The organism is Enterobacter sp. RHBSTW-00175 (assembly GCF_013927005.1).
GTDB lineage: Bacteria > Pseudomonadota > Gammaproteobacteria > Enterobacterales > Enterobacteriaceae > Enterobacter.
Genome location: NZ_CP055930.1, coordinates 1154450 through 1178033 on the forward strand (window position 1 = coordinate 1154450; position 23584 = coordinate 1178033).

Consider the following 23584-nt stretch of genomic DNA (forward strand, 5'->3'; position numbering starts at 1 on the left):
GAGGAAAATGCTGCATAAGTTTACGAAAGTGGCAGGATCGGCAAAAGAGGCGCAAAAACGTGACACAAGTCACCGAATTTAGCTTTTCAAAAATTTTTTAGCGGGGGGAGACTTCCCCCCGTCAGATCATTTTACGATGGTTTTCACGCCGTCAGCCGTACCGATCAGCGCAACATCCGCGCCACGGTTGGCAAATAACCCTACGGTGACTACGCCTGGAAGGCCATTAATGGCATTTTCCAGGGCAATGGCATCCAGAATTTCCAGACCGTGCACATCCAGGATCACGTTACCGTTGTCAGTCACAACACCCTGACGGTATTCCGGGCGGCCACCCAGCTTCACCAGTTCGCGCGCCACTGCGCTGCGCGCCATTGGGATCACTTCTACCGGCAGCGGGAATTTACCCAGAATATCAACCTGCTTAGAGGCATCCGCGATACAGATAAATTTATCCGCAACAGAAGCGATGATCTTCTCACGCGTCAGCGCTGCGCCGCCGCCTTTGATCATCTGCATGTGGCCGTTGATCTCATCAGCGCCATCAACGTAGATCCCCAGGCGATCCACTTCGTTCAGGTCAAAAACGGTAATGCCAAGGCTTTTCAGCTTTTCCGTGGAAGCATCGGAGCTGGATACTGCGCCCTCGATCTGCCCTTTCATCGTGCCCAGCGCATCGATAAAGTGCGCCGCCGTAGAGCCCGTGCCGACACCAACAATTGTTCCTGGTTGCACGTACTGGAGAGCGGCCCATCCTACTGCTTTTTTCAGTTCATCCTGCGTCATGATCTTTTTGCCTGTGGTGTGAAAACTCAGGGCGCATTATAGAACACGTAAGCAGGAAATGTCCCTGTGACCACCATCACATAACCGCGCAAAGCCCTGACAGATCCGATGTGGGTGCATTTCGTCTGTATCAAACGTAAATTTGTGTCATAGTGCTGAATAAGCACATTTCAGGAGTAAGCCAGAGCAATGAAACGTCCGGACTACAGAACACTACAGGCACTTGATGCGGTTATTCGTGAACGAGGTTTTGAGCGCGCGGCGCAAAAGCTGTGCATCACTCAATCCGCCGTATCACAACGTATCAAACAGCTTGAAAACATGTTCGGGCAGCCGCTGCTGGTGCGTACCGTACCCCCTCGCCCAACGGAACAAGGTCAAAAGCTCCTTGCCCTGTTGCGCCAGGTTGAACTGCTGGAAGATGAATGGCTGGGTGACGAACAGACCGGCTCCACGCCACTGCTGCTGTCGCTGGCGGTGAACGCCGACAGCCTGGCAACCTGGCTGCTGCCCGCTCTTGCCCCGGTACTGGCCGACTCCCCTATTCGCCTGAATTTACAGGTAGAAGATGAAACCCGTACCCAGGAACGCCTGCGCCGCGGCGAAGTGGTGGGTGCCGTCAGTATTCAGCCGCAAGCGCTGCCAAGCTGCCTTGTGGATCAGCTCGGTGCGCTGGATTACCTGTTTGTGGGTTCGAAGGCTTTCGCAGAACGCTATTTCCCGAATGGCGTTACCCGTGCAGCGCTGCTTAAAGCCCCTGCCGTTGCGTTCGACCATCTTGATGATATGCATCAGGCCTTCCTGCAACAAAACTTCGACCTGCCGCCTGGCAGCGTGCCGTGCCACATTGTGAACTCATCTGAAGCCTTTGTGCAGCTTGCGCGTCAGGGAACCACCTGCTGCATGATCCCGCATCTGCAAATTGAGAAAGAGTTAAAAAGCGGTGAGCTTATCGATTTAACGCCGGGGCTGTACCAGCGCCGGATGCTCTACTGGCATCGTTTTGCACCCGAGAGCCGCATGATGCGCAACGTGACAGATGCACTGCTGGCATTTGGGCATAAGGTATTAAGACAGGATTAAAAAGAAAAAGCCGGGTGGCGGCTACGCCTTACCCGGCCTACTGGTTTACTGAGCGGATTTTTGAGCGGGTTCCAGCTCAAACACCACATCAACCTGATCGTCGAACTGGATAGTCGGCTGCTCGTAAGTTTCCTGAGCAGAAACCGGCGCAGCATCGGCCTTCATCATCCGAACCATCGGGCTTGGCTGGTAGTTAGAGACGTGGTAACGCACGCTATACACCGGGCCGAGTTTGCTGTTAAAGCCTGAAGCCAGCTGCTGCGCCTGATGGATTGCATCATCAATGGCCGCTTTGCGCGCTTCGTCTTTGTATTTTTCAGGTTGCGCAACGCCCAGTGAGACAGAACGAATTTCGTTCAGACCCGCTTTCAGCGCGCCATCCAGTAATGAATTGAGCTTATCGAGCTGGCGCAGCGTGACCTCAACGGTACGCACCGCGCGATAGCCTTTCAGAATACTTTTGCCGTTCTGGTAGTCGTAATCAGGCTGAGTGCGCAGGTTTGCGGAGTTGATATCCTTTTTCGCGACACCATTCTGTTCGAGGAAGGAGAGATATTGCGCAACACGATCGTCTGCCTGTTTTTTGGCAGAAGCGGCATCTTTTGCGGCCACATTCACTTCGATTGCCAACGTTGCCACATCCGGGACGGCATCCACACTTGCCGTGCCTGAAGTCACAATGTGCGGGCCAGCAGGCAATTCATTCGCCTGAACCGACACCGCGCCTAAACTTACTAATGCCGCCAGGGCCATCACTTTAAACTTCACTGTCATTCCTCCATGTTGCGAAGAGTGCCCTATCAACAGAGCACATGCCAGCAAGCTTAGCGGGTCTTATTCAGTTGTCCATAAGACAACACTTAGTTGAGTAAACCCTGTACATGTTGAACACCGTCTTTTGCCAGCTGGAAAGCGATAAACCACATAACGACACCCACAAGCGTGTTAATGATCCGCTGTGCTTTCGCCGTGCGCAGACGGGGAGCCAGCCAGGCCGCCAGTATCGCCAGGCCGAAGAACCACAAGAAAGAGGCGCTGACCGTGCCAAGTGCAAACCAACGTTTTGGTTCGACATCCAGTTGCCCGCCAAGACTTCCCAGGACGACAAAGGTATCGAGATACACATGCGGGTTAAGCCAGGTGACTGCCAGCATGGTGACGATAATCTTCCATCGCCCCTGTTTCATGACCTCTGCCGTGGCTAATTCAAGATTGCTACTCATGGCGGTTTTCAGCGCACCAAAACCGTACCACAGCAGAAACGCCACGCCACCCCAGGTGACCAGCGCCAGCAACCAGGGCGACTGCATCAGTAGTGCGCTACCACCAAAAATCCCGGCGCAAATCAGCAGCAAATCACTTATCGCGCACAGCAGCGCAATCATCAGATGGTACTGACGGCGAATTCCCTGATTCATCACAAATGCATTCTGGGGGCCGAGTGGAAGGATCATGGCCGCGCCTAACGCAAGACCTTGAAAATAATAGGATAACATGACGAAAATCTCACAGAGTTGTCTTGGGGACAGACTATACTGCGAGAGCGACATTAGAGGAAATTGATAATATTAATTGGTGATTAGCATCGCTAATAAAAAGCCCGGTGGCGCTCACGCGTACCGGGCCTGGGGGAGAACGTTATTCGGCTTCTTTCACTTTCTTAACGTTCACGTCCATCTGCGGGTACGGGAAGCTAATGCCATTGGCGTCGAAGTCACGCTTGATGCGTTCCAGAACATCCCAGTAAACGTTTTGCAGATCGCTGCTTTTGCTCCAGATACGTACCACGAAGTTGATGGATGACGCACCCAGCTCGTTCAGTCGTACGGTCTGCTCTTTGTCTTTCAGGATGCGGTCGTCCGACGCAATGATGTTGGTAATCAGCGACTTCACCTGATCGATATCCGAATCATACGCGACACTTATCACCAGTTCGTTGCGGCGCACCGGCTCGCGGGAAAAGTTAATAATGTTCCCCGCGATAATTTTACCGTTCGGAACCACCACAATACGGCCGTCGACGGTACGCATAGTGGTAGAGAAGATCTGCACCTGGAGCACAGTTCCGGCAATGCCGCCCAAATCAACATATTCGCCAGAGCGGAATGGACGGAAGGTTACCAGAAGCACGCCAGCGGCGAGGTTCGACAGCGATCCCTGCAACGCCAGACCAATCGCCAGACCCGCGGCACCGAGTACTGCGATGACCGATGCCGTTTGCACACCAACACGCCCCAGGGCGGCAATCAGGGTAAAGGCCACAATCCCATAGCGCACCAGCGCAGAGAGGAAGTCGGCAACCGTGGCATCAATGTTTCGCGCCACCATTACGCGGTTAACGGTATTTGACACAATCCGCGCCACGATCATCCCGACAATAATAATCGCGATTGCCGCAACGATGTTCACGGCATAACTCAGCAGTAACTCCTGGTTACGCGCAAGCCAGGTACCGGCGTTATTGATGCTGTCTACGACATCGAGTTGTTCCATTTATTCTTCCTTTTATTAAACCAATACACAAAATCCATCCCCCATGGAGACAGGCAGGTCAGTAAAGGGTAAACAAAAAGGACAAATATTGCCAAGCAGATCACAAAAACCAGACTAGCAGTCCATTGAAAAGCCATAAAAAAAGGCCCGCATTTGCGGACCTTTCTGTGGTGTTTAGCAACTCAAATTACAGAACGTCAACCGCGTTCAGTTCTTTGAATGCCTGCTCCAGACGAGTAATCATTGAAGTCTGTGCAGCACGCAGCCATACGCGTGGATCGTAGTATTTCTTGTTCGGCTGGTCTTCGCCTTTCGGGTTGCCCAGCTGGCCTTGCAGGTAAGCTTCGTTGGTTTTGTAGTATTGCAGGATACCGTCCCAGGTTGCCCATTGGGTGTCGGTATCGATGTTCATTTTCACTACACCGTAGCTTACTGAGTCTTTGATTTCCTGAGCAGAAGAACCGGAACCACCGTGGAATACGAAGTTCAGGCTGTTGTGCGGCAGGTTGTGTTTCTTGGAAACGTATTCCTGAGAATCACGCAGGATGGTTGGGGTCAGAACCACGTTACCTGGTTTGTAAACGCCGTGCACGTTACCGAAAGACGCTGCAATGGTGAAGCGTGGGCTGATTTTGCTCAGCTCGGTGTATGCGTAATCAACGTCTTCTGGCTGGGTGTACAGTGCAGAAGCGTCCATGTGGCTGTTGTCCACGCCGTCTTCTTCACCACCGGTGCAACCCAGTTCGATTTCCAGAGTCATATCCATTTTGGACATGCGCGCCAGGTATTTAGAACAGATTTCGATGTTTTCGTGCAGTGACTCTTCAGACAGATCGATCATGTGAGAAGAGAACAGTGGTTTACCGGTTGCCGCGAAGTGTTTCTCACCCGCGTCCAGCAGACCGTCAATCCATGGCAGCAGTTTCTTAGCGCAGTGGTCGGTGTGCAGGATAACCGGAACACCGTAGTGTTCAGCCATCTGGTGAACGTGGTGCGCACCAGAAATAGCACCCAGGATTGCAGCACCCTGAGGAACGTCAGTTTTCACGCCTTTACCTGCGATGAACGCAGCGCCGCCGTTAGAGAACTGAACGATTACCGGCGCTTTAACTTTTGCAGCGGTTTCCAGAACGGCATTGATGGAGTCGGTACCCACGCAGTTAACTGCTGGCAGAGCAAAGTTGTTTTCTTTAGCTACCTGGAACACTTTCTGAACGTCATCACCAGTGATCACGCCAGGTTTTACGAAATCAAAAATTTTAGACATGTTACGAGTCCTGTATCTTCGGCCTTGGAAAGAGGTGCGTGCCCTAAAGCGCGCTGAAAATTGGGCAGGTTTCCCTGCCCTTAAATGGCTTACTTCTTAGCGCGCTCTTCGAGCATAGCTACTGCTGGCAGTACTTTGCCTTCCACGAATTCGAGGAATGCGCCGCCACCAGTGGAGATGTAGGAGATCTTGTCAGCGATACCGAACAGGTCGATAGCTGCCAGCGTGTCACCGCCGCCTGCGATTGAGAACGCTTCGCTGTCTGCGATTGCGTTAGCAACGATTTCAGTACCTTTACGGAAGTTCGGGAACTCGAACACACCAACAGGACCGTTCCACAGGATAGTTTTTGCATTTTTCAGGATTTCGGCCAGTTTCTGCGCAGAAACATCGCCCAGGTCCAGAATCTGCTCTTCATCTTTGATGTCGTTTACAGATTTCAGGGTAGCGGTTGCTGTTTCAGAGAACTCAGTCGCGACACGAACGTCAGTTGGAACCGGGATATCACAGGTGGTCAGCAGGCGTTTAGCTTCGTCAACCAGGTCTGCTTCGTACAGGGATTTACCTACATTGTGGCCTTGAGCGGCAACGAAGGTATTTGCAATACCACCGCCAACGATCAGCTGGTCAGCGATTTTAGACAGGGAATCCAGAACGGTCAGTTTGGTAGAAACTTTAGAACCACCAACGATGGCAACCATTGGACGAGCAGGTTCTTTCAGTGCTTTACCCAGTGCTTCCAGTTCGTCAGCCAGCAGAGGACCTGCACACGCTACGTCTGCAAATTTACCGATGCCGTGGGTAGAAGCCTGAGCACGGTGAGCCGTACCGAATGCATCCATCACGAATACGTCGCACAGTGCAGCGTATTTTTTGGACAGTGCTTCGTCGTCTTTCTTCTCGCCTTTGTTGAAACGAACGTTTTCCAGAACAACCAGTTCACCGGCAGCCACTTCAACGCCGCCCAGGTAATCTTTAACCAGGCGAACCGGGTTGGACAGCTTGTCTTTCAGGTAATTAACAACTGGCAGCAGAGAGAACTCTTCGTTGTATTCGCCTTCAGTTGGACGACCCAGGTGGGAGGTTACCATCACTTTTGCACCTTGCTTCAGTGCCAGTTCGATGGTTGGCAGAGATGCACGGATACGCGCGTCGCTGGTCACTTTGCCATCTTTAACCGGTACGTTCAGATCTGCACGGATGAAAACGCGTTTACCAGCCAGATCCAGATCGGTCATCTTAATTACAGACATGGTGAATCCTCTCGTTGATTCTTAAAGTTTTGCAGACGCACGATGCGTCTTACCTGAAACCTTGAGCAGCCATTGCTAACGTGGTGTCGAGCATTCGGTTAGCAAAGCCCCATTCGTTATCACACCAGACCAGCGTCTTGATAAGGTGCGCGCCACTGACTCGCGTTTGAGTGCCATCAACAATGGCGCTATGCGGGTCGTGGTTAAAATCTACTGAGACCAACGGTAATTCCGTATAGTCAACTATACCATGAAATGCACCCTGTGCCGCTTTTTGCAGCAACAGGTTGACTTCACAGGCTTTTACCGGTTTTTTCACCGTTACACTGAGGTCAATTGCGGTGACATTAATCGTCGGAACACGCACGGCAATCGCTTCAAAACGGTCGTTAAACTGCGGGAAAATACGGGTAATCCCTGCCGCAAGTTTCGTATCCACCGGAATGATCGACTGGCTCGCCGCGCGAGTGCGTCGTAAGTCCGGGTGGTATGCGTCGATAACCTGCTGATCGTGCATGGCGGAGTGAATCGTGGTCACGGTGCCGGATTCAATGCCATACGCATCGTCTAACAGTTTGATGACCGGAATAATGCAGTTGGTGGTACAGGAGGCGTTGGAAACAATACGGTGTTCAGCTTGCAGTTCTTGCTGGTTAACGCCAAAGACGACGGTGGCGTCGAGGTCGTTACTCCCCGGATGTGAGAACAGGACTTTTTTAGCGCCTGCCGCCAGATGGGCTTCACCATGTTCACGGTTGCCGTACACACCGGTACAGTCCAGCACTACATCCACACCCAGCTCACGCCATGGAAGCGCCTCGATACTGCGCTCGTGGAGCACGCGAATCGCATCGTCACCGACAAAAAGCTGGTCTCTTTCCTGGCGAACATCCCAGGCAAAGCGGCCATGACTGGTGTCGTATTTCAATAAATGCGCCATGCCCGTGGCATCCGCCAGTTCATTGATTGCCACCACGGTCATTTCCGCACGACGCCCGGATTCATATAAAGCACGAACCACGTTACGCCCGATGCGACCGAAGCCATTAATCGCTACGCGTACGGTCATAGATCTCCTGCAAAGCTATCCCTGGGTTTGAGGTGGCTGAAAGAGTAATCCAGCTACGCCCGAAGGGGAATGCTTGCCTATCACAAACTGCGATTGATTGGTCAAATGTCGAACACATAATCGACTGAAACGCTTCAGCTAGAGTAAGCGAAAAGAGGAATAAAAGGAACGTCAGTCCAGCGCAATAAGCCAGCTATATGACTTGCGTCACATTTTCGATGGAATAATATGTTTGTTCAGAGACTGGTTTGTGCAATGGACTGGAAGATAAGGGCAAAGCGACTGCTTTGCCCGTAAGGAACAAATCAATAGTATTCTGTATAAGTTCCGCGAGGAATAGTCAGCTGTGCGACCAATGTCTTATTGCCACCAACGTTCTGGTAAACTTTCACTACGTCATCCTGCTGCGGAACAATGTCTTTCGTCGTAGCGTAGACCATTTTCTGCTGACCTTTACCTGCGGCCTTCATGTGCTCAAGAGTGTCGGAGCCTGCAGTTTTAGTCGTCACACTGGCGACGTATTGATCGTTTAAATATACTTGGTATTGGTTGTTAAAAAATCCATCTGTAACAAGCTGAATTGCAGTATAGCCATTAAGCCTACTCACATAGACGGCCTTCAACATGTTCCCGTCAACGAGCATGGCATCGCCTAACATCTGTTTCGTTGCTGTCGTCGAGATCTGAAGTATGTCTTCTCCACTGTCCTGGCGAACAACGCTAACTACGTCACCTTCGTTAATGGTGGTTGTATCCGTCGTTACCTGTACCGTCTGTCCGTTTCTGTAAATACTCGCTTTGCTAGCTGTTCCATTAACCAGTTTCGCAATCGAAACATTGTTTACCCTTACATCAAAGGTTCCGTTTTGGAAGTCCTCATAAGGCAGTTCAAAATAGACGCCAGGTATAAAAGAAAACAGTGCCGTGGCGTCGTTGTAGCTTAAGGAGTTGCCTGCACCAGGTTTTACCGTCACATACGAGACAACGCTGCTGTCGCTGTCACCGCCGTCATCATCGCCATCGTCATTGTCATCGCTGTCCGTCGGTTTCAGGGTCGCGACAATTTTTCCGAGCGCATGATCGCTGGAATCACCGCTGATATCCCAAATAATGACGCCACCAAAGCCCTGTTCCTTGATGTAATTAACCTTATCGGTAATCGAGGCTTCATCGTCGTAGGTCAAAAATTCTTTTGTTTTTGCATCGTAAAGATAGGGAACATGCGCCTGAGGATCCCAGTAACGCGTGTAGTCGCCGCTGGCGATTTTTTGCTGCAGCACGTAAAACGGATTGGTCCCGGTGTATTGGTCTTCATCGTCCCATGCCCCGTGAACCGTAGCGTTGCCCTGAGCGAATAAACCAGGCAATCCTTTTACGATCTCAGTGGGTTCAACATTTCCCCACCCGCGACCGTAGAATGGTACACCCATTGTCAGTTTATTTTTTGGAACACCCCATATCGTTGCATACTCGTTCATTGCCGAGGAAACATTGAGTTTTTGATCTTCATCCTGATCGTTGGCATACAGCGCAGCATTGTGGCCCGTAACAGGATCGAAAGCGCCGTGGATGTCGTAAGCCATGACGTTGACAGAGTCGAGTAACGTGATCGTGGCCTTAGGATTGATATATGCCATGTTATTGTGATTCACCGTCACGGCAGCGGAGAGTTGATAATAAATATCATTTTGCTTACCCAGCATATCTAGCTTACTTCGCAGGCTGGTAATTAAATTGGTGAACTGTGTTTTTTCAGCGTCAGTATCTGGATATTCCCAGTCAATATCCACACCATCAAATTTCCATTCAACAGCATAATCGACAATGCTTTGCGCCAGTTTTTCGACGCCTTCGGCCGTTGTGGTTGCCGCTTCAAATCCCCCTTCTTCCGAGTTGGTCCAGCCACCCACTGAAAGAATATTTTTCACCCCTGCCTGTTTGCTGGCTGTGGCGATCTCTCTCATCAGTTCCGGACCCTTTTCGGTATCGTGGGTCACTACCACGCCATTTTTCACCACGCCAAACGCATAAGAGATATGGGTCAGCTGATCCCAGGCAATTTTGTCCGGAGTAAAATAGTTATGCGCAGCGTAAACACCCCATTCAGGATAATACCCGTATATGCGGGTCTGTTTGGCGACCTTATCTTTTTGCTGCGTCTGATAATCTTCAGCCTGTTGCCCCTGCCACGGCGTAAAGTTGTAGCTTGCGATAACATTATCTTCCAGCGTAGTGGCGGCACCTTTTAACCATACGCTATTGCTCCCGGGAATTTCGCCTGGATTCGCCCACCATTGGTTGGTCCAGTAATATCCGTTATAGCGAACTTTAGTATTTGCAGTACTGTAGGTTTGCGTCGGATCGTAAAGAGGCGTTGTAATAACTTCGGGTAATTTGTTGGCGACAACAACGGTTTCGGTACCAGGAAAGTCGTTATTTATCCCTTTGCTTGTTTCATCGCTTGCTTTAAGCTCAAGCCAGGTTTTGCCATTATCGGTAGAACGCATCAGGGCATTACTGTACGTGCCTTCGATTTTGTTGGTGTCGTCATTAGCGGTTAAGGTAGCCATCGCACTCGTGGAAATAAAACACGACAATATCGCCATGGTAATTATTGATGGTGCTATTTTCATACAATATCCTTATTAGTTTACTTATAATATCAATCAAAACACATAATATTACCTACTAAGTAATTAAGACTAACAAATCACATTAGCAAAAACTAATATTGAAATCTTGGCGAATTCGCATGAAAATATTCACAGGACAAATAAGGTGAGACATATATTAATATATGCACAATTTATATTAATAACTGAACTGGAATTTATGTGAATAAAAAAGGGTGCCGAAGCACCCTTTTTGAAAAAACTGTAATTACAGCAGTTCTTTCGCTTTCGCGACAACGTTCTCTACGGTGAAGCCGAACTCTTCGAACAGCAGCTCTGCCGGTGCAGACTCACCGAAGGTGGTCATGCCAACGATAGCGCCATTCAGGCCCACGTATTTGAACCAGTAGTCAGCGATACCCGCTTCCACTGCCACGCGAGCGGAAACCGCTTTAGGCAGTACGGATTCACGATAGGCCGCATCCTGCTTGTCGAACGCGTCGGTAGACGGCATAGAAACCACGCGCGCTTTAACGCCTTCGGCAGACAGTTTGTCCCACGCAGCAACGGCCAGCTCAACTTCAGAACCGGTGGCGATGAAGATAAGCTCTGGCTGGCCAGCGCAGTCTTTCAGCACGTAACCACCGCGGGCGATGTTCGCCAGCTGCTCTTCGGTACGATCCTGCTGTGCCAGGTTCTGACGGGAGAGGATCAGTGCGGTCGGGCCGTCCTGACGCTCAACGCCGTATTTCCACGCCACCGCAGATTCAACCTGGTCACATGGACGCCATGTGCTCATGTTCGGGGTCACACGCAGAGAAGCCACCTGCTCTACCGGCTGGTGAGTTGGACCATCTTCGCCCAGACCGATGGAGTCGTGGGTGTAGACCATCACCTGACGCTGTTTCATCAGCGCAGCCATACGCACGGCGTTACGTGCATATTCTACGAACATCAGGAAAGTAGAGGTGTACGGCAGGAAGCCACCGTGCAGGGAGATACCGTTCGCGATAGCGGTCATACCGAATTCACGTACACCGTAATGGATGTAGTTACCGGCGGTATCTTCGTTGATCGCTTTAGAGCCAGACCAGATAGTCAGGTTAGATGGCGCCAGGTCAGCGGAGCCGCCCAGGAATTCTGGAAGCCAAGGGCCGAATGCTTCAATCGCATTCTGTGATGCTTTACGGCTGGCGATTTTGGACGGGTTCGCCTGAAGTTTCGCAATGAACTCGTTCGCTTTCGCGTCGAAGTCAGACGGCATGTCGCCTTTCATACGACGGGTGAATTCAGCTGCTTCCTGCGGGAAGGCTTTCGCGTACGCCGCGAACTTCTCGTTCCATGCCGCTTCTTTCACCTGGCCGGCTTCTTTAGCATCCCACTGAGCATAGATGTCAGATGGGATTTCGAATGCAGGGTGGTTCCAGCCCAGAGCTTCACGGGTCAGCGCGATTTCCGCATCACCCAGTGGCGCACCGTGGGAATCGTGGGTGCCCGCTTTGTTCGGAGAACCGAAGCCGATGATGGTTTTGCACATCAGCAGGGACGGTTTGTCGGTCACGGCGCGAGCTTCTTCTACTGCGCGTTTGATCGAGTCAGCATCGTGGCCATCAACACCACGCACCACGTGCCAGCCGTAGGCTTCGAAACGTGCTGCGGTGTCATCAGTAAACCAGCCTTCAACGTGACCGTCGATGGAGATACCGTTGTCGTCATAGAACGCAACCAGTTTGCCCAGCTTCAGGGTACCTGCCAGGGAGCACACTTCGTGAGAAATGCCTTCCATCATGCAGCCGTCGCCCATGAAAGCGTAGGTGAAGTGGTCAACGATATCGTGACCCGGACGGTTGAACTGTGCTGCCAGAGTTTTCTCGGCAATCGCCATACCCACAGCGTTAGCAATACCCTGACCCAGCGGGCCAGTGGTGGTTTCTACACCAGCGGTGTAGCCCACTTCCGGGTGACCCGGGGTTTTGGAGTGCAGCTGACGGAAGTTTTTCAGTTCTTCGATTGGCAGGTCATAGCCAGTGAGGTGCAGCAGGCTGTAGATCAGCATTGAGCCGTGGCCGTTAGACAGCACGAAACGGTCGCGGTCAGCCCAGGCCGGGTTCTGCGGGTTGTGGTTCAGGAAATCACGCCACAGGACTTCGGCGATATCAGCCATACCCATAGGGGCGCCCGGGTGGCCGGATTTGGCTTTCTGTACTGCGTCCATGCTCAGCGCACGAATAGCATTAGCAAGCTCTTTACGTGAGGACATTTTAACTCCAGATCGGACTGTTAAAGGCCATGCCCTTGACGACAGCGCGTTTTGGGCTACGCCGGAAAAAAGTGCCAACAATGTAACCCAAGCGACAAGGCATGTACATGGAGCATTCTTTTGCCGCTTAAGAAATCTCTGGATCATGCTCGCATGTTGCGCAATCTGCTCGCTCGCTACCGTATATCTTCCTTATACTTAGCCCGACACTGGCTTTCTGGCCGGTGCACTTTTCGGATTTAATTCAGACTAACGAGTACGGAAGCAACATCATGAAAATGCGTGCAATTGTGCTGGCCCTGGGTACAACTCTCCTGCTGAGCGGCTGTCAGAATATGGATTCTAATGGTCTGATGACCTCTGGCGCGGAAGCATTTCAGGCATATTCCCTGAGCGATGCGCAGGTAAAAGCGTTGAGCGACCAGGCCTGTAAAGATATGGACGGAAAAGCCACTATCGCCCCTGCCAGCAGCACATACGCGCAGCGTCTGAATAAGATAGCCTCCGCTCTGGGTGACAACATCAACGGCCAGCCCGTGAACTACAAGGTCTACATGGCGAAAGACGTTAACGCATTTGCCATGGCAAACGGCTGTATTCGCGTCTACAGCGGGCTGATGGACATGATGAACGACAACGAAGTTGAAGCGGTCATCGGTCATGAAATGGGTCACGTTGCACTCGGCCACGTGAAAAAAGGGATGCAGGTTGCGCTGGGCACCAACGCCGTTCGCGCGGCAGCGGCCTCCGCAGGTGGGATTGTCGGCAGCCTGTCCCAGTCTCAGTTGGGCGATATGGGTGAAAAACTGGTCAACTCTCAGTTCTCTCAGCGTCAGGAATCCGAGGCCGATGACTACTCCTACGACTTGTTGCGCAAACGCGGCATTAATCCGTCAGGGTTAGCCACCAGCTTCGAAAAACTGGCAAAACAGGAAGCGGGACGCCAAAGCTCAATGTTTGACGATCACCCAGCGTCAGAAGAACGCGCACAGCATATTCGCGATCGTATGGCGGCAGACGGAATTAAATAATTTATGAAGGAGGCAATATTGCCTCCTTTTTTATTTCGCACGTATTGTCAATTTAACCGCACGTATCGATAACGCTCTGAAAGCCTTGCCGCATCAGCATTCTGACGCTGAAACCTTTGCTCACATAATTATTGCAATCAGTAAATTTTCCGGTAATTATCCCTTCGCAGTCTTTCAAATTAATATATCAAGACAGAGATGTTCCCTCCGTGAAAAAACAATTATCGTTAGTTGCTTTAAGTTTATTTGCCGCATTACCCGCGTTTGCAAGCCAACAATCAGACAGCCAGGGTTTTATTGACGACAGCCATCTGGATCTGTTTTTACGTAATGCGTATATCAGCCGCGATTATCATCAGGGCCAGCAGGATAAAGCTGAATGGGGTCAGGGCATCGTCGCCACATTTGCATCTGGATACACCGAAGGCCTGGTCGGCTTTGGCGTCGATGGAATTGCACAGTACGGCGTACGCCTTGATGGTGGCCGTGGTAAGAGCGGCGCAGGCGGTATCGACTTTTTCAAACAGGAAGACGATGGCCGTGCGAAATCCGATCTGGCGAAATTTGGCGCGACCGCCAAAATGCGCATCTCCAGTACCGTGCTGAGCTACGGTAACCAGCGTCCTGAACTTCCGATTGTGAATGCCGACAGCTCCCGCCTGCTGTTTGAAAGCTATACCGGGACGATGCTGACCTCGAAAGAGATAGACGGGCTGGAAGTCAATGCGGGTTACTTCACTGACGAACAACGCAAAAGCGACGACCGCCACGACAGCGGCCTGAAAAGCCTCTCCTTCGGCGGCGCGAGCTATCAGTTCAATGACCAGTTCAGCGGCGCGCTTTACGCTTCTCACGTTGAAGAGGTAATGAACAAGCAGTATCTGGGCATGAACTTCAAACAGCCGTTCAGCACCGGGCAACAGCTGGTTCTCGACTTTAACGGCTACAACTCACGTCTGGATCAGGGTTACGCTGACAGCCTCGATACGGGTCGCAGCAACACCATCTGGAGCATGGCGGCGAGCTATATCTGGGATATTCATACCTTTAAGGTGGCGTATCAGCAAAGCAGCGGCAGCACCGGTTACCACTATGGCAGCTATCGCGATCAGGGCGGCGTGGGTGACGGTGGTAATACCATCTGGCTTGCGAACTCTTACTGGTCTGATTTTAACGGTGAAGACGAACGCTCATGGCAGGCATCTTACGGGCTGGACTTCGCCGGACTCGGCTTACCGGGTCTGAGCTGGACCACCGCATACGTGCGCGGCGACAACATAAAAACCTCTGAAACCAGCAACGGTAAAGAGCATGAGTGGTTTAACCAGGTTCAGTACCAGGTGCAGGATGGCCCGGCGAAAGATCTGAAACTGAAACTGCGCTACTCCGTACTGCGCGTGTCCAGTAACGCCAGTGATTACAACGTGGGCGGGGACGAAATCCGCGTCTATGTGGAATACCCGTTTAACGTGTTTTAAGCGTAAAAAAGCCCTCACCTGCTGGTGAGGGTTTTTACTTAACCGCTAAGCTTACTCGCCTTTTTTCGCCGCCTGGATATAGAGCATTTCCAGTGCCAGCGTCGCAGCAGCCAGGGCTGTGATTTCGGATTGATCGTACGCAGGCGCAACTTCCACCACATCCATACCCACGATGTTCAAATCTTTCAGGCCACGCACCAGTTTGATGGCACGGTCAGACGTCAGGCCGCCAATCACCGGCGTACCGGTACCCGGAGCAAATGCCGGATCCAGGCAGTCGATGTCGAAAGTCAGATAAACAGGCATATCACCGACGATCTGCTTCACCTGCGCGATGATGTCGTCAACGCCACGATCGTTAACCTGGCCGGCATCCAGCACGGTGAAGCCATTGTCTTTATCGAACTCAGTACGAATACCGATCTGTACAGAGTGGTTCGGATCGATCAGGCCTTCGTTTGGCGCGGTGAAGAACATGGTGCCGTGATCGAATTCACAGCCGTTCGCGTAGGTGTCGGTATGTGCATCAAAGTGAACCAGCGCCATTTTACCGAAGTGTTTCGCGTGCGCACGCAGCAATGGCAGAGTCACGAAATGGTCACCACCGAAGGAGAGCATACGTTTACCGGCAGCCAGCAGTTTCTCGGCGTGCGCCTGGAGTTTTTCGCTCATTTCACGCGCATCGCCAAAGGCGTACACCAGGTCACCGCAGTCAACCACGTTCAGGCGCTCACGCATGTCGAAGTTCCACGGGAAGCGATTGTGCTCCCAGGCCAGGTTAGTCGATACCTGACGGATAGCTGCCGGGCCATGACGACCACCCGCACGGCCAGAGGTGGCCATATCAAACGGCACGCCGGTGATAACCCAGTCAGCATCACTGTCGTACGGCTGGAAGTTCATCGGAAGGCGTAAAAAACCAAACGCGTTAGATACCAGAGAGTTATCGTACTGATGACCTAAAGTGCTCATGTCCTGACCTCTTTTAAAGTCGATTCATTAAAAAAAGATGAAAAAAAATCCCCTCCGCGTCGTTAAACCCGACGAGGAAGGGATTGATTCGTAAATAGCATATTGAGGCGAATTATCGCCGTTAATTCATACGGGTTCAAGAGAGTATAGGGCATTGTGCGGTCTTTGCCCCTTCCCCCTCTCCCCACAGGGGAGAGGGGGAAGGAATTACTCGTCTTCCAGGTAAGTGTACCCGTACAGACCCGCTTCAAACTCTTCCAGGAACTGCTGCTGCAAGGCGTCGTCCAGACCGGTGTTTTTCACCTGATCGCGGAACTGGATAAGCAGTTTTTTCGGATCCAACTGAACGTATTCCAGCATGTCCGCCACGGTGTCACCCTCATCGGACAGCTCAACTTCCACGCTGCCGTCAGGGAAGACAAACACGTCCACCGCTTCGGTATCGCCGAACAGGTTGTGCATGTTACCGAGGATCTCCTGGTACGCCCCGACCATAAAGAAGCCCAGCATTGGTGGGTTCTCCGGGTCGTATTCCGGCATTGGCATCGTGGTCGCGATACCGTCACCATCCACATAGTGATCGATGGCACCGTCTGAGTCACAGGTGATATCCAGCAGCACCGCACGGCGTTCCGGGGCGTGGTTCAGCCCTTCCAGCGGCAGTACCGGGAACAGCTGATCAATACCCCATGCATCCGGCATCGACTGGAACAGCGAGAAGTTGACGTAAATCTTATCCGCCATACGTTCCTGCAACTCATCGATAATCGGACGGTGCGCGCGGTTGCTCGGGTCGAGCTGTTTCTGCACTTCATGGCACATGTTCAGATAGAGCTGCTCTGCCCACGCGCGCTCCTGCAAGCTAAAGGTGCCTGAAGAATAGCCGACGTGAATGTCGTGCAGATCCATCTGGCTGTCATGCAGCCATTCGCGCAGTGAACGGCGCGTGCCCGGCTCGTGCATCTCCTGCCAGGTTTCCCACATGCTTTGCAGGGAACGTGGGGCATCGTCTGCCGGAGGCGTCGCTTCGGTGATTTCGCTGCGTTCAACACCAATAATGTTGGACACCAGCACCGTATGGTGCGCGGTGACTGCACGGCCAGACTCGGTGATCACCGTTGGGTGCGGCAGGCCGTTCTCTTCACAGGCATCACCAATCGCCCAGATGATGTTGTTAGCGTATTCGTTCAGACCGTAGTTTACGGAACAGTCAGACTGCGAACGCGTACCTTCATAGTCCACACCCAGGCCGCCGCCCACGTCGAAGCACTGAATATTCACGCCAAGCTTATGCAGCTCAACGTAAAAACGCGCCGACTCACGTACACCTGTTGCGATATCGCGAATGTTGGCCATCTGCGAACCAAGGTGGAAGTGCAGCAACTGAATGCTGTCCAGACGACCGCGCTCACGCAGGATCTCCACCAGTTGCAGCACCTGGTTTGCCGCCAGGCCGAATTTGGATTTTTCGCCGCCGGAGGACTGCCATTTACCGGAACCCTGAGAGGCCAGACGTGCACGCACGCCAAGGCGTGGGATCACGTTCAGACGCTCGGCTTCTTCCAGCACGATAGCGATTTCGGACATCTTTTCGATAACCAGATAGACCTTGTGGCCCATCTTCTCGCCAATCAGCGCCAGACGAATGTATTCACGGTCTTTATAGCCATTACAGACGATCACTGAGCGGGTCATCCCCGCGTGCGCCAGTACAGCCATCAGCTCCGCTTTTGAACCGGCTTCCAGCCCCAGCGGTTCGCCAGAGTGGATCAAGGATTCAATGACGCGGCGATGCTGGTTCACCTTGATCGGGTAAACCAGGAAATAGTCGCCTTTGTAGCCGTAGGATTCACGCGCGCGCTTGAACGCGGCGTTAATAGAACGCAGACGATGTTGCAGGATCTGCGGGAAGCAGAACAGTGCAGGCAAACGCTGGCCCTGTGCTTCGCGGGCTTTGACCAGCTTGGCGAGATCCACGCGCGCTTCAGGGACGTCGGGATCCGGGCAAACGCTGATGTGGCCCAGTTCGTTGACGTCGTAGTAGTTATTGCCCCACCAGGCAATATTGTAAGTGCGCAGCATCTTGCTGGCTTCCTCGGAGCTCATCGCAACCTCCTGCATAGAACGTAGTACACCCTGTTCGCCCGCTGACGAAGGCGAAAAAGAAGACATGTCGTCAGACATAGCGAACCTCAACTCTTTGTAATAAGTGTAAAACAGTTGACTACTATCGCAGCGTTATACGGCGATAACAACCCATAAACGGCTCCGTTTTCCAGCATAGTATGCTGAAATCCTGACCGTGCGACCGGTTTCTTATTCATATCATTGTAAAACACGTATCCGAACTCTGTATGACAAGGTTCGGCGAAACCACGAGAAAACTCTTGTATTAACAAGAGCGCCCTTGTTCAGTTTTCACAAAGCGTGACCGGCCCTGGAATCCTGAGAAGCGCCGAGATGGGTATAACATCGGCAGGTTTGCAGACTAGAAATGCGGGTTGCGGGAATCAAATGCGCGCCAGAACGGCTGCGCTGAATTAGCGGAAAACGATGGTTCATTATCTCGTATCACCTCCACGGCCGCTCCTGTTGAAACGGACCACAAGCCAAAGCTAAAAGTTCACTGCTTAACCCGGCTGGAAGTGGCGACACGATGAGTTCATCGAGCGCTTTTTTTGCATGAGCCGCGCGCCGCGTTTTATACCGAGAAGGTGGCTAAAAAGCAAAACAAAAATATGCGTGTTGCCATCGCCGTCAGGAAATATTTCCAGCTTCGATTTCAACGCAGTGAGAGCTTAGTCAAAAAAAACTGGAAATCGGGTGAAGAAGTGACCTAAAATAGACGTCCAGATGTTAATCCATCCATACTGATTAACACTCAGACTGCCAGTGTCAAAATCCTGCAGGCCTTGGTAGAATTATCTCCTTTGGCTATTCCACACAGCAGCTTGAGCTAACCAAATTCCTCTTAGGTGAAATAAAACATGGCAAAACACCTGTTTACGTCCGAGTCCGTATCAGAAGGACATCCTGATAAAATTGCTGACCAAATCTCCGATGCGGTGCTGGATGCGATCCTGGAGCAGGATCCTAAAGCGCGCGTAGCGTGTGAAACCTATGTCAAAACCGGCATGGTTCTGGTTGGCGGTGAGATCACCACCAGCGCATGGGTTGATATCGAAGAGATCACCCGTAACACGGTGCGTGAAATCGGTTATGTACATTCTGATATGGGCTTTGATGCCAATTCTTGTGCAGTACTGAGCGCAATCGGCAAACAGTCTCCGGACATCAACCAGGGTGTTGACCGTGCCGATCCGCTGGAACAGGGCGCGGGCGACCAGGGTCTGATGTTCGGTTATGCAACCAACGAAACTGACGTGCTGATGCCAGCACCTGTGACCTACGCACACCGTCTGGTGCAGCGTCAGGCTGAAGTGCGTAAAAACGGTACCCTGCCGTGGCTGCGCCCGGATGCGAAAAGCCAGGTAACCTTCCAGTATGACGACGGCAAAATCGTCGGTATCGATGCCGTAGTTCTGTCCACTCAGCACGCCGAAGATATTGATCAGAAATCTCTGCAAGAAGCCGTGATGGAAGAGATCATCAAGCCGGTACTGCCTTCCGAGTGGCTGAGCGCGTCGACCAAATTCTTCATCAACCCAACCGGACGCTTTGTTATCGGTGGCCCAATGGGTGACTGCGGTCTGACCGGTCGTAAAATCATCGTTGATACCTACGGCGGCATGGCGCGTCACGGCGGCGGTGCATTCTCTGGTAAAGATCCGTCTAAAGTTGACCGTTCTGCTGCGTACGCTGCACGTTATGTTGCGAAAAACATCGTTGCTGCGGGCCTGGCTGACCGTTGTGAGATTCAGGTTTCCTACGCTATCGGCGTGGCTGAACCAACCTCCATCATGGTTGAAACCTTCGGTACTGAGAAAGTGCCTTCTGAACAGCTAACCCTGCTGGTGCGCGAGTTCTTCGACCTGCGTCCATACGGCCTGATTCAGATGCTGGATCTGCTGCACCCAATCTACAAAGAAACCGCTGCGTACGGTCACTTTGGTCGTGAACATTTCCCATGGGAAAAAACCGACAAAGCCGCGCAGCTGCGTGAAGCTGCCGGCCTGAAATAACCGACTGACCGTTGCTTTGAAAGGCCAGCCTCCGGGCTGGCCTTTTTGCATTTTAAAGTCGGGTGGCTGCAGCAAAGCACATCATATGAAACCGCTTACACAACCCACGTATTGCTTTTCTTTCAGAATAATCTCTTTGCATGATCGCCTTTCTTCTGGCGTTACATTTCATTTCAGTTAAGTCTGAAATATAAACACCCCCGATGCACATCACTCAATTTATATCTATATTTTCAATATCTTAATTACATTTACATCAGAATACCTGTGTAACCGATTACACCAATGTGATTTGCATCACATATTTTTACCCCTTACTAACCTACCCTTTACATCGATAAAACTGATAACCCAACTGGAGGGCATAATGCCTGACAATAAAAAACAGGGGCGTACGTCCAACAAGGCGATGACTTTCTTCGTCTGCTTCCTCGCCGCCCTGGCAGGATTACTCTTTGGCCTGGATATCGGCGTGATTGCCGGTGCGCTACCCTTCATCACCGATGAGTTCCAGATAACCGCCCACACTCAGGAATGGGTAGTGAGCTCCATGATGTTCGGTGCAGCGGTGGGTGCAGTCGGCAGCGGCTGGCTCTCCTTCAAACTGGGCCGTAAAAAAAGCCTGATGATCGGCGCTATTCTGTTCGTAGCCGGTTCACTGTTCTCTGCGGCGGCACCAAACGTAGAAGTGCTGCTGCTATCCCGTGTACTGCTCGGTCTGGCGGTTGGTGTGGCCTCTTATACCGCCCCGCTTTACCTGTCAGAAATCGCACCAGAGAAAATCCGTGGCAGCATGATTTCGATGTATCAGCTGATGATCACCATCGGTATTCTGGGAGCCTACCTTTCCGATACCGCGTTCAGCTACAGCGGCGCCTGGCGCTGGATGCTCGGCGTCATTATTATCCCTGCGATCCTGCTGCTGATTGGTGTGTTCTTCCTGCCGGACAGCCCGCGCTGGTTTGCCGCAAAACGCCGCTTCGTGGATGCTGAGCGCGTGTTATTGCGCCTGCGCGATACCAGCGCAGAAGCGAAAAAAGAGCTGGAAGAGATCCGCGAAAGCCTGAAGGTGAAACAGTCCGGCTGGGCACTGTTCAAAGAAAACAGCAACTTCCGCCGCGCCGTATTCCTGGGCGTACTCCTCCAGGTGATGCAGCAGTTCACCGGGATGAACGTCATCATGTACTACGCGCCAAAAATTTTTGAGCTGGCGGGTTACACCAATACCACCGAACAGATGTGGGGCACCGTGATCGTGGGCCTGACTAACGTGCTGGCCACCTTTATCGCCATTGGTCTGGTTGACCGTTGGGGACGCAAACCAACGTTGACGCTGGGCTTCCTGGTGATGGCGGTGGGGATGGGCGTCCTCGGTACCATGATGCATGTGGGCATTCACTCACCTTCTGCACAGTACTTTGCCGTGGCCATGCTGCTGATGTTCATTGTAGGTTTTGCGATGAGCGCCGGCCCGCTGATTTGGGTCCTGTGCTCTGAGATCCAGCCGCTGAAAGGGCGTGATTTTGGTATCACCTGCTCTACCGCAACCAACTGGATCGCCAACATGATTGTCGGCGCAACCTTCCTGACCATGCTTAATAGCCTGGGTAATGCCAACACCTTCTGGGTTTACTCTGCTCTGAACCTGTTCTTTATTGTGCTGACCGTGTGGCTGGTTCCAGAAACCAAACACGTGTCGCTGGAACATATTGAACGTAATCTGATGAAAGGCCGTCCTCTGCGCGAGATTGGCGCGCACGACTAACCTGCCTGCGGGAGGTGCCTCTTGCACCTCCCTTTCGCAAGCTCTATGCTCTGCCCCTATGAAAACGCCCCGTCTTCCCATCGCTATTCAGCAGGCCGTAATGCGCAGCCTGCGGGAAAAACTCGCCCAGGCAAACCAGAAGCTCGATCGCAATTACCCGGAACCTAAGCTCGTCTATCAGCAGCGTGGAACCTCTGCCGGCACGGCCTGGCTGGAGTCGTACGAAATCCGTCTTAACCCGGTGCTGATGATGGAAAACCAGCAGGCGTTTATCGATGAAGTGGTTCCGCACGAGCTGGCCCATCTGCTGGTATGGAAACACTTTGGGCGCGTTGCGCCGCACGGCAAAGAGTGGAAATGGATGATGGAAGCGGTGCTTGGCATTCCGGCACGCAGAACTCATCAGTTCGAGCTGGAGTCGGTTCGCCGCAATACCTTCCCCTACCGCTGCCAGTGCCAGCAGCATCAACTGACCGTGCGCCGTCATAATCGCGTGGTACGCGGTGAAGCCACCTATCGCTGCGTCAAATGCGGCGAGCCGCTGGTTGCAGAATAATCAATTGAACAATCAGGAACTTTCCTGATCTGACTGATTGCATACAGGAACAACATTCGTTACGTTGCGGGCTCGTTTTGACACGGAGTTAACGATGTCCCGTAATATTTCTCTCGCGGTCGCTTTTCTGGCGACGGCATTCTCAGGCTATACGCTGGCCGATGGTATTAACAGTTTCTCTCAGGCTAAAAACGCAGGTGTAAAAGTTAACGCCGACGTTCCAGGTGATTTCTACTGTGGCTGTAAGATTAACTGGCAGGGCAAAAAAGGGATCGTTGATCTCGAATCCTGCGGCTATAAAGTGCGTAAAAATGAAAACCGCGCCAGCCGAATCGAATGGGAACACGTTGTTCCGGCATGGCAGTTTGGCCACCAGCGCCAGTGCTGGCAGGACGGCGGGCGAAAAAACTGCGCCAAAGACCCGGTCTACCGCCAGATGGAAAGCGATATGCATAACCTGCAACCGGCGGTGGGCGAAGTGAACGGCGATCGCGGCAACTTTATGTACGGCCAGTGGAATGGCGGCGAAGGTCAGTACGGGCAGTGCGCCATGAAGGTAGATTTTAAAGAGAAAGTGGCTGAGCCACCGGCTCGAGCGCGCGGCAGTATCGCCCGCACCTACTTCTATATGCGTGACCGTTACGACCTCACCCTCTCCCGCCAGCAGACACAGCTGTTTAATGCCTGGGATAAGCAATATCCGGTCACCGACTGGGAGTGCCAGCGCGACGAACGCATCGCCAAAGCGCAGGGGAATCATAACCCTTATGTCCAGCGAGCTTGCCAGGCGCAAAAGAGCTAACCTACACTAGCGGCA

19 protein-coding genes are annotated in these 23584 nt (G+C 52.3%); 7 read left to right on the plus strand and 12 right to left on the minus strand.

The genetic code is table 11. The annotated features are described in order from the left end of the window. Positions 1-126: 126 nt before the first annotated feature. Entirely contained in the window at positions 127-786 is a 660-nt protein-coding gene (gene rpiA, locus HV107_RS05410; protein ID WP_014071676.1) for a ribose-5-phosphate isomerase RpiA, read from the minus strand. Between the two features lie 189 nt (positions 787-975). Here rpiA and argP point away from each other — a divergent pair, with 189 nt between their 5' ends. Next, positions 976-1869 (plus strand): DNA-binding transcriptional regulator ArgP, encoded by an 894-nt coding sequence (gene argP / locus HV107_RS05415; RefSeq protein WP_003860089.1) that lies wholly within the window; start codon positions 976-978, stop codon positions 1867-1869. A 45-nt stretch (positions 1870-1914) separates the two neighbouring features. Here argP and HV107_RS05420 read toward each other — a convergent pair whose 3' ends face one another. From HV107_RS05420 to tkt, 8 genes are all read right to left on the minus strand, one after another. Further along, positions 1915-2637 (minus strand): oxidative stress defense protein, encoded by a 723-nt coding sequence (locus HV107_RS05420; RefSeq protein ID WP_182063462.1) that lies wholly within the window; start codon positions 2635-2637, stop codon positions 1915-1917. Positions 2638-2729: 92 nt separating this feature from the next. Next, a complete protein-coding gene (argO, locus tag HV107_RS05425) occupies positions 2730-3365 on the minus strand; it encodes an arginine exporter ArgO (RefSeq protein WP_182062356.1) in 636 nt (211 codons plus the stop codon). 142 nt (positions 3366-3507) lie between these two features. Beyond that, positions 3508-4362, minus strand: a complete 855-nt coding sequence (gene mscS, locus HV107_RS05430) for a small-conductance mechanosensitive channel MscS (protein ID WP_182062357.1) — start codon at positions 4360-4362, stop codon at positions 3508-3510. Positions 4363-4549: 187 nt separating this feature from the next. Further along, positions 4550-5629: a class II fructose-bisphosphate aldolase gene (fbaA, locus tag HV107_RS05435; RefSeq protein ID WP_134348806.1), complete on the minus strand. Its 1080-nt coding sequence runs from the start codon at positions 5627-5629 to the stop codon at positions 4550-4552. 89 nt (positions 5630-5718) lie between these two features. Continuing rightward, on the minus strand, positions 5719-6882 hold the full coding sequence (gene pgk, locus HV107_RS05440; protein ID WP_182062358.1) for a phosphoglycerate kinase: 1164 nt from the start codon (positions 6880-6882) through the stop codon (positions 5719-5721). 49 nt (positions 6883-6931) lie between these two features. Continuing rightward, positions 6932-7951 carry an erythrose-4-phosphate dehydrogenase gene (gene epd / locus HV107_RS05445; RefSeq protein ID WP_182062359.1) on the minus strand — a complete coding sequence of 340 codons (1020 nt, stop codon included), beginning with the start codon at positions 7949-7951 and terminating at the stop codon, positions 6932-6934. 305 nt (positions 7952-8256) lie between these two features. Next, positions 8257-10584 (minus strand): glycosyl hydrolase family 18 protein, encoded by a 2328-nt coding sequence (locus tag HV107_RS05450; protein WP_182062360.1) that lies wholly within the window; start codon positions 10582-10584, stop codon positions 8257-8259. 247 nt (positions 10585-10831) lie between these two features. Then, complete coding sequence (tkt, locus tag HV107_RS05455; RefSeq protein ID WP_182062361.1) at positions 10832-12823, minus strand: transketolase; 1992 nt, start codon at positions 12821-12823, stop codon at positions 10832-10834. Between the two features lie 272 nt (positions 12824-13095). Between tkt and HV107_RS05460 the strand changes: the two genes are divergently transcribed. Then, on the plus strand, positions 13096-13854 hold the full coding sequence (locus HV107_RS05460; RefSeq protein WP_014071684.1) for a M48 family metallopeptidase: 759 nt from the start codon (positions 13096-13098) through the stop codon (positions 13852-13854). 209 nt (positions 13855-14063) lie between these two features. Beyond that, positions 14064-15332, plus strand: coding sequence for an OprD family outer membrane porin (locus HV107_RS05465; RefSeq protein ID WP_182062362.1), 1269 nt, complete (start codon positions 14064-14066; stop codon positions 15330-15332). Positions 15333-15383: 51 nt separating this feature from the next. Here the strand turns inward: HV107_RS05465 and speB are convergent, their stop codons facing one another. The 3 genes from speB to yqgB all read right to left on the minus strand — a co-directional run bounded on the left by speB (position 15384) and on the right by yqgB (position 18628). Then, positions 15384-16304 carry an agmatinase gene (gene speB / locus HV107_RS05470; RefSeq protein ID WP_014071686.1) on the minus strand — a complete coding sequence of 307 codons (921 nt, stop codon included), beginning with the start codon at positions 16302-16304 and terminating at the stop codon, positions 15384-15386. 207 nt (positions 16305-16511) lie between these two features. Beyond that, a complete protein-coding gene (speA, locus tag HV107_RS05475; RefSeq protein ID WP_182062363.1) occupies positions 16512-18488 on the minus strand; it encodes a biosynthetic arginine decarboxylase in 1977 nt (658 codons plus the stop codon). Between the two features lie 8 nt (positions 18489-18496). Continuing rightward, a complete protein-coding gene (gene yqgB, locus HV107_RS05480) occupies positions 18497-18628 on the minus strand; it encodes an acid stress response protein YqgB (protein WP_182062364.1) in 132 nt (43 codons plus the stop codon). 663 nt (positions 18629-19291) lie between these two features. Here yqgB and metK point away from each other — a divergent pair. The 4 genes from metK (at position 19292) to endA (ending at position 23569) form a co-directional block, all read left to right on the plus strand. After that, positions 19292-20446 (plus strand): methionine adenosyltransferase, encoded by a 1155-nt coding sequence (metK, locus tag HV107_RS05490; RefSeq protein WP_182062365.1) that lies wholly within the window; start codon positions 19292-19294, stop codon positions 20444-20446. 367 nt (positions 20447-20813) lie between these two features. Beyond that, the gene (galP, locus tag HV107_RS05495) at positions 20814-22211 is read left to right on the plus strand and encodes a galactose/proton symporter (protein ID WP_182062366.1); all 1398 of its coding nucleotides are present in this window, start codon (positions 20814-20816) and stop codon (positions 22209-22211) included. A 58-nt stretch (positions 22212-22269) separates the two neighbouring features. Continuing rightward, positions 22270-22767, plus strand: coding sequence for a SprT family zinc-dependent metalloprotease (locus HV107_RS05500; RefSeq protein WP_182062367.1), 498 nt, complete (start codon positions 22270-22272; stop codon positions 22765-22767). A 94-nt stretch (positions 22768-22861) separates the two neighbouring features. After that, entirely contained in the window at positions 22862-23569 is a 708-nt protein-coding gene (endA, locus tag HV107_RS05505; protein ID WP_182062368.1) for a deoxyribonuclease I, read from the plus strand. Positions 23570-23584: the final 15 nt, after the last annotated feature.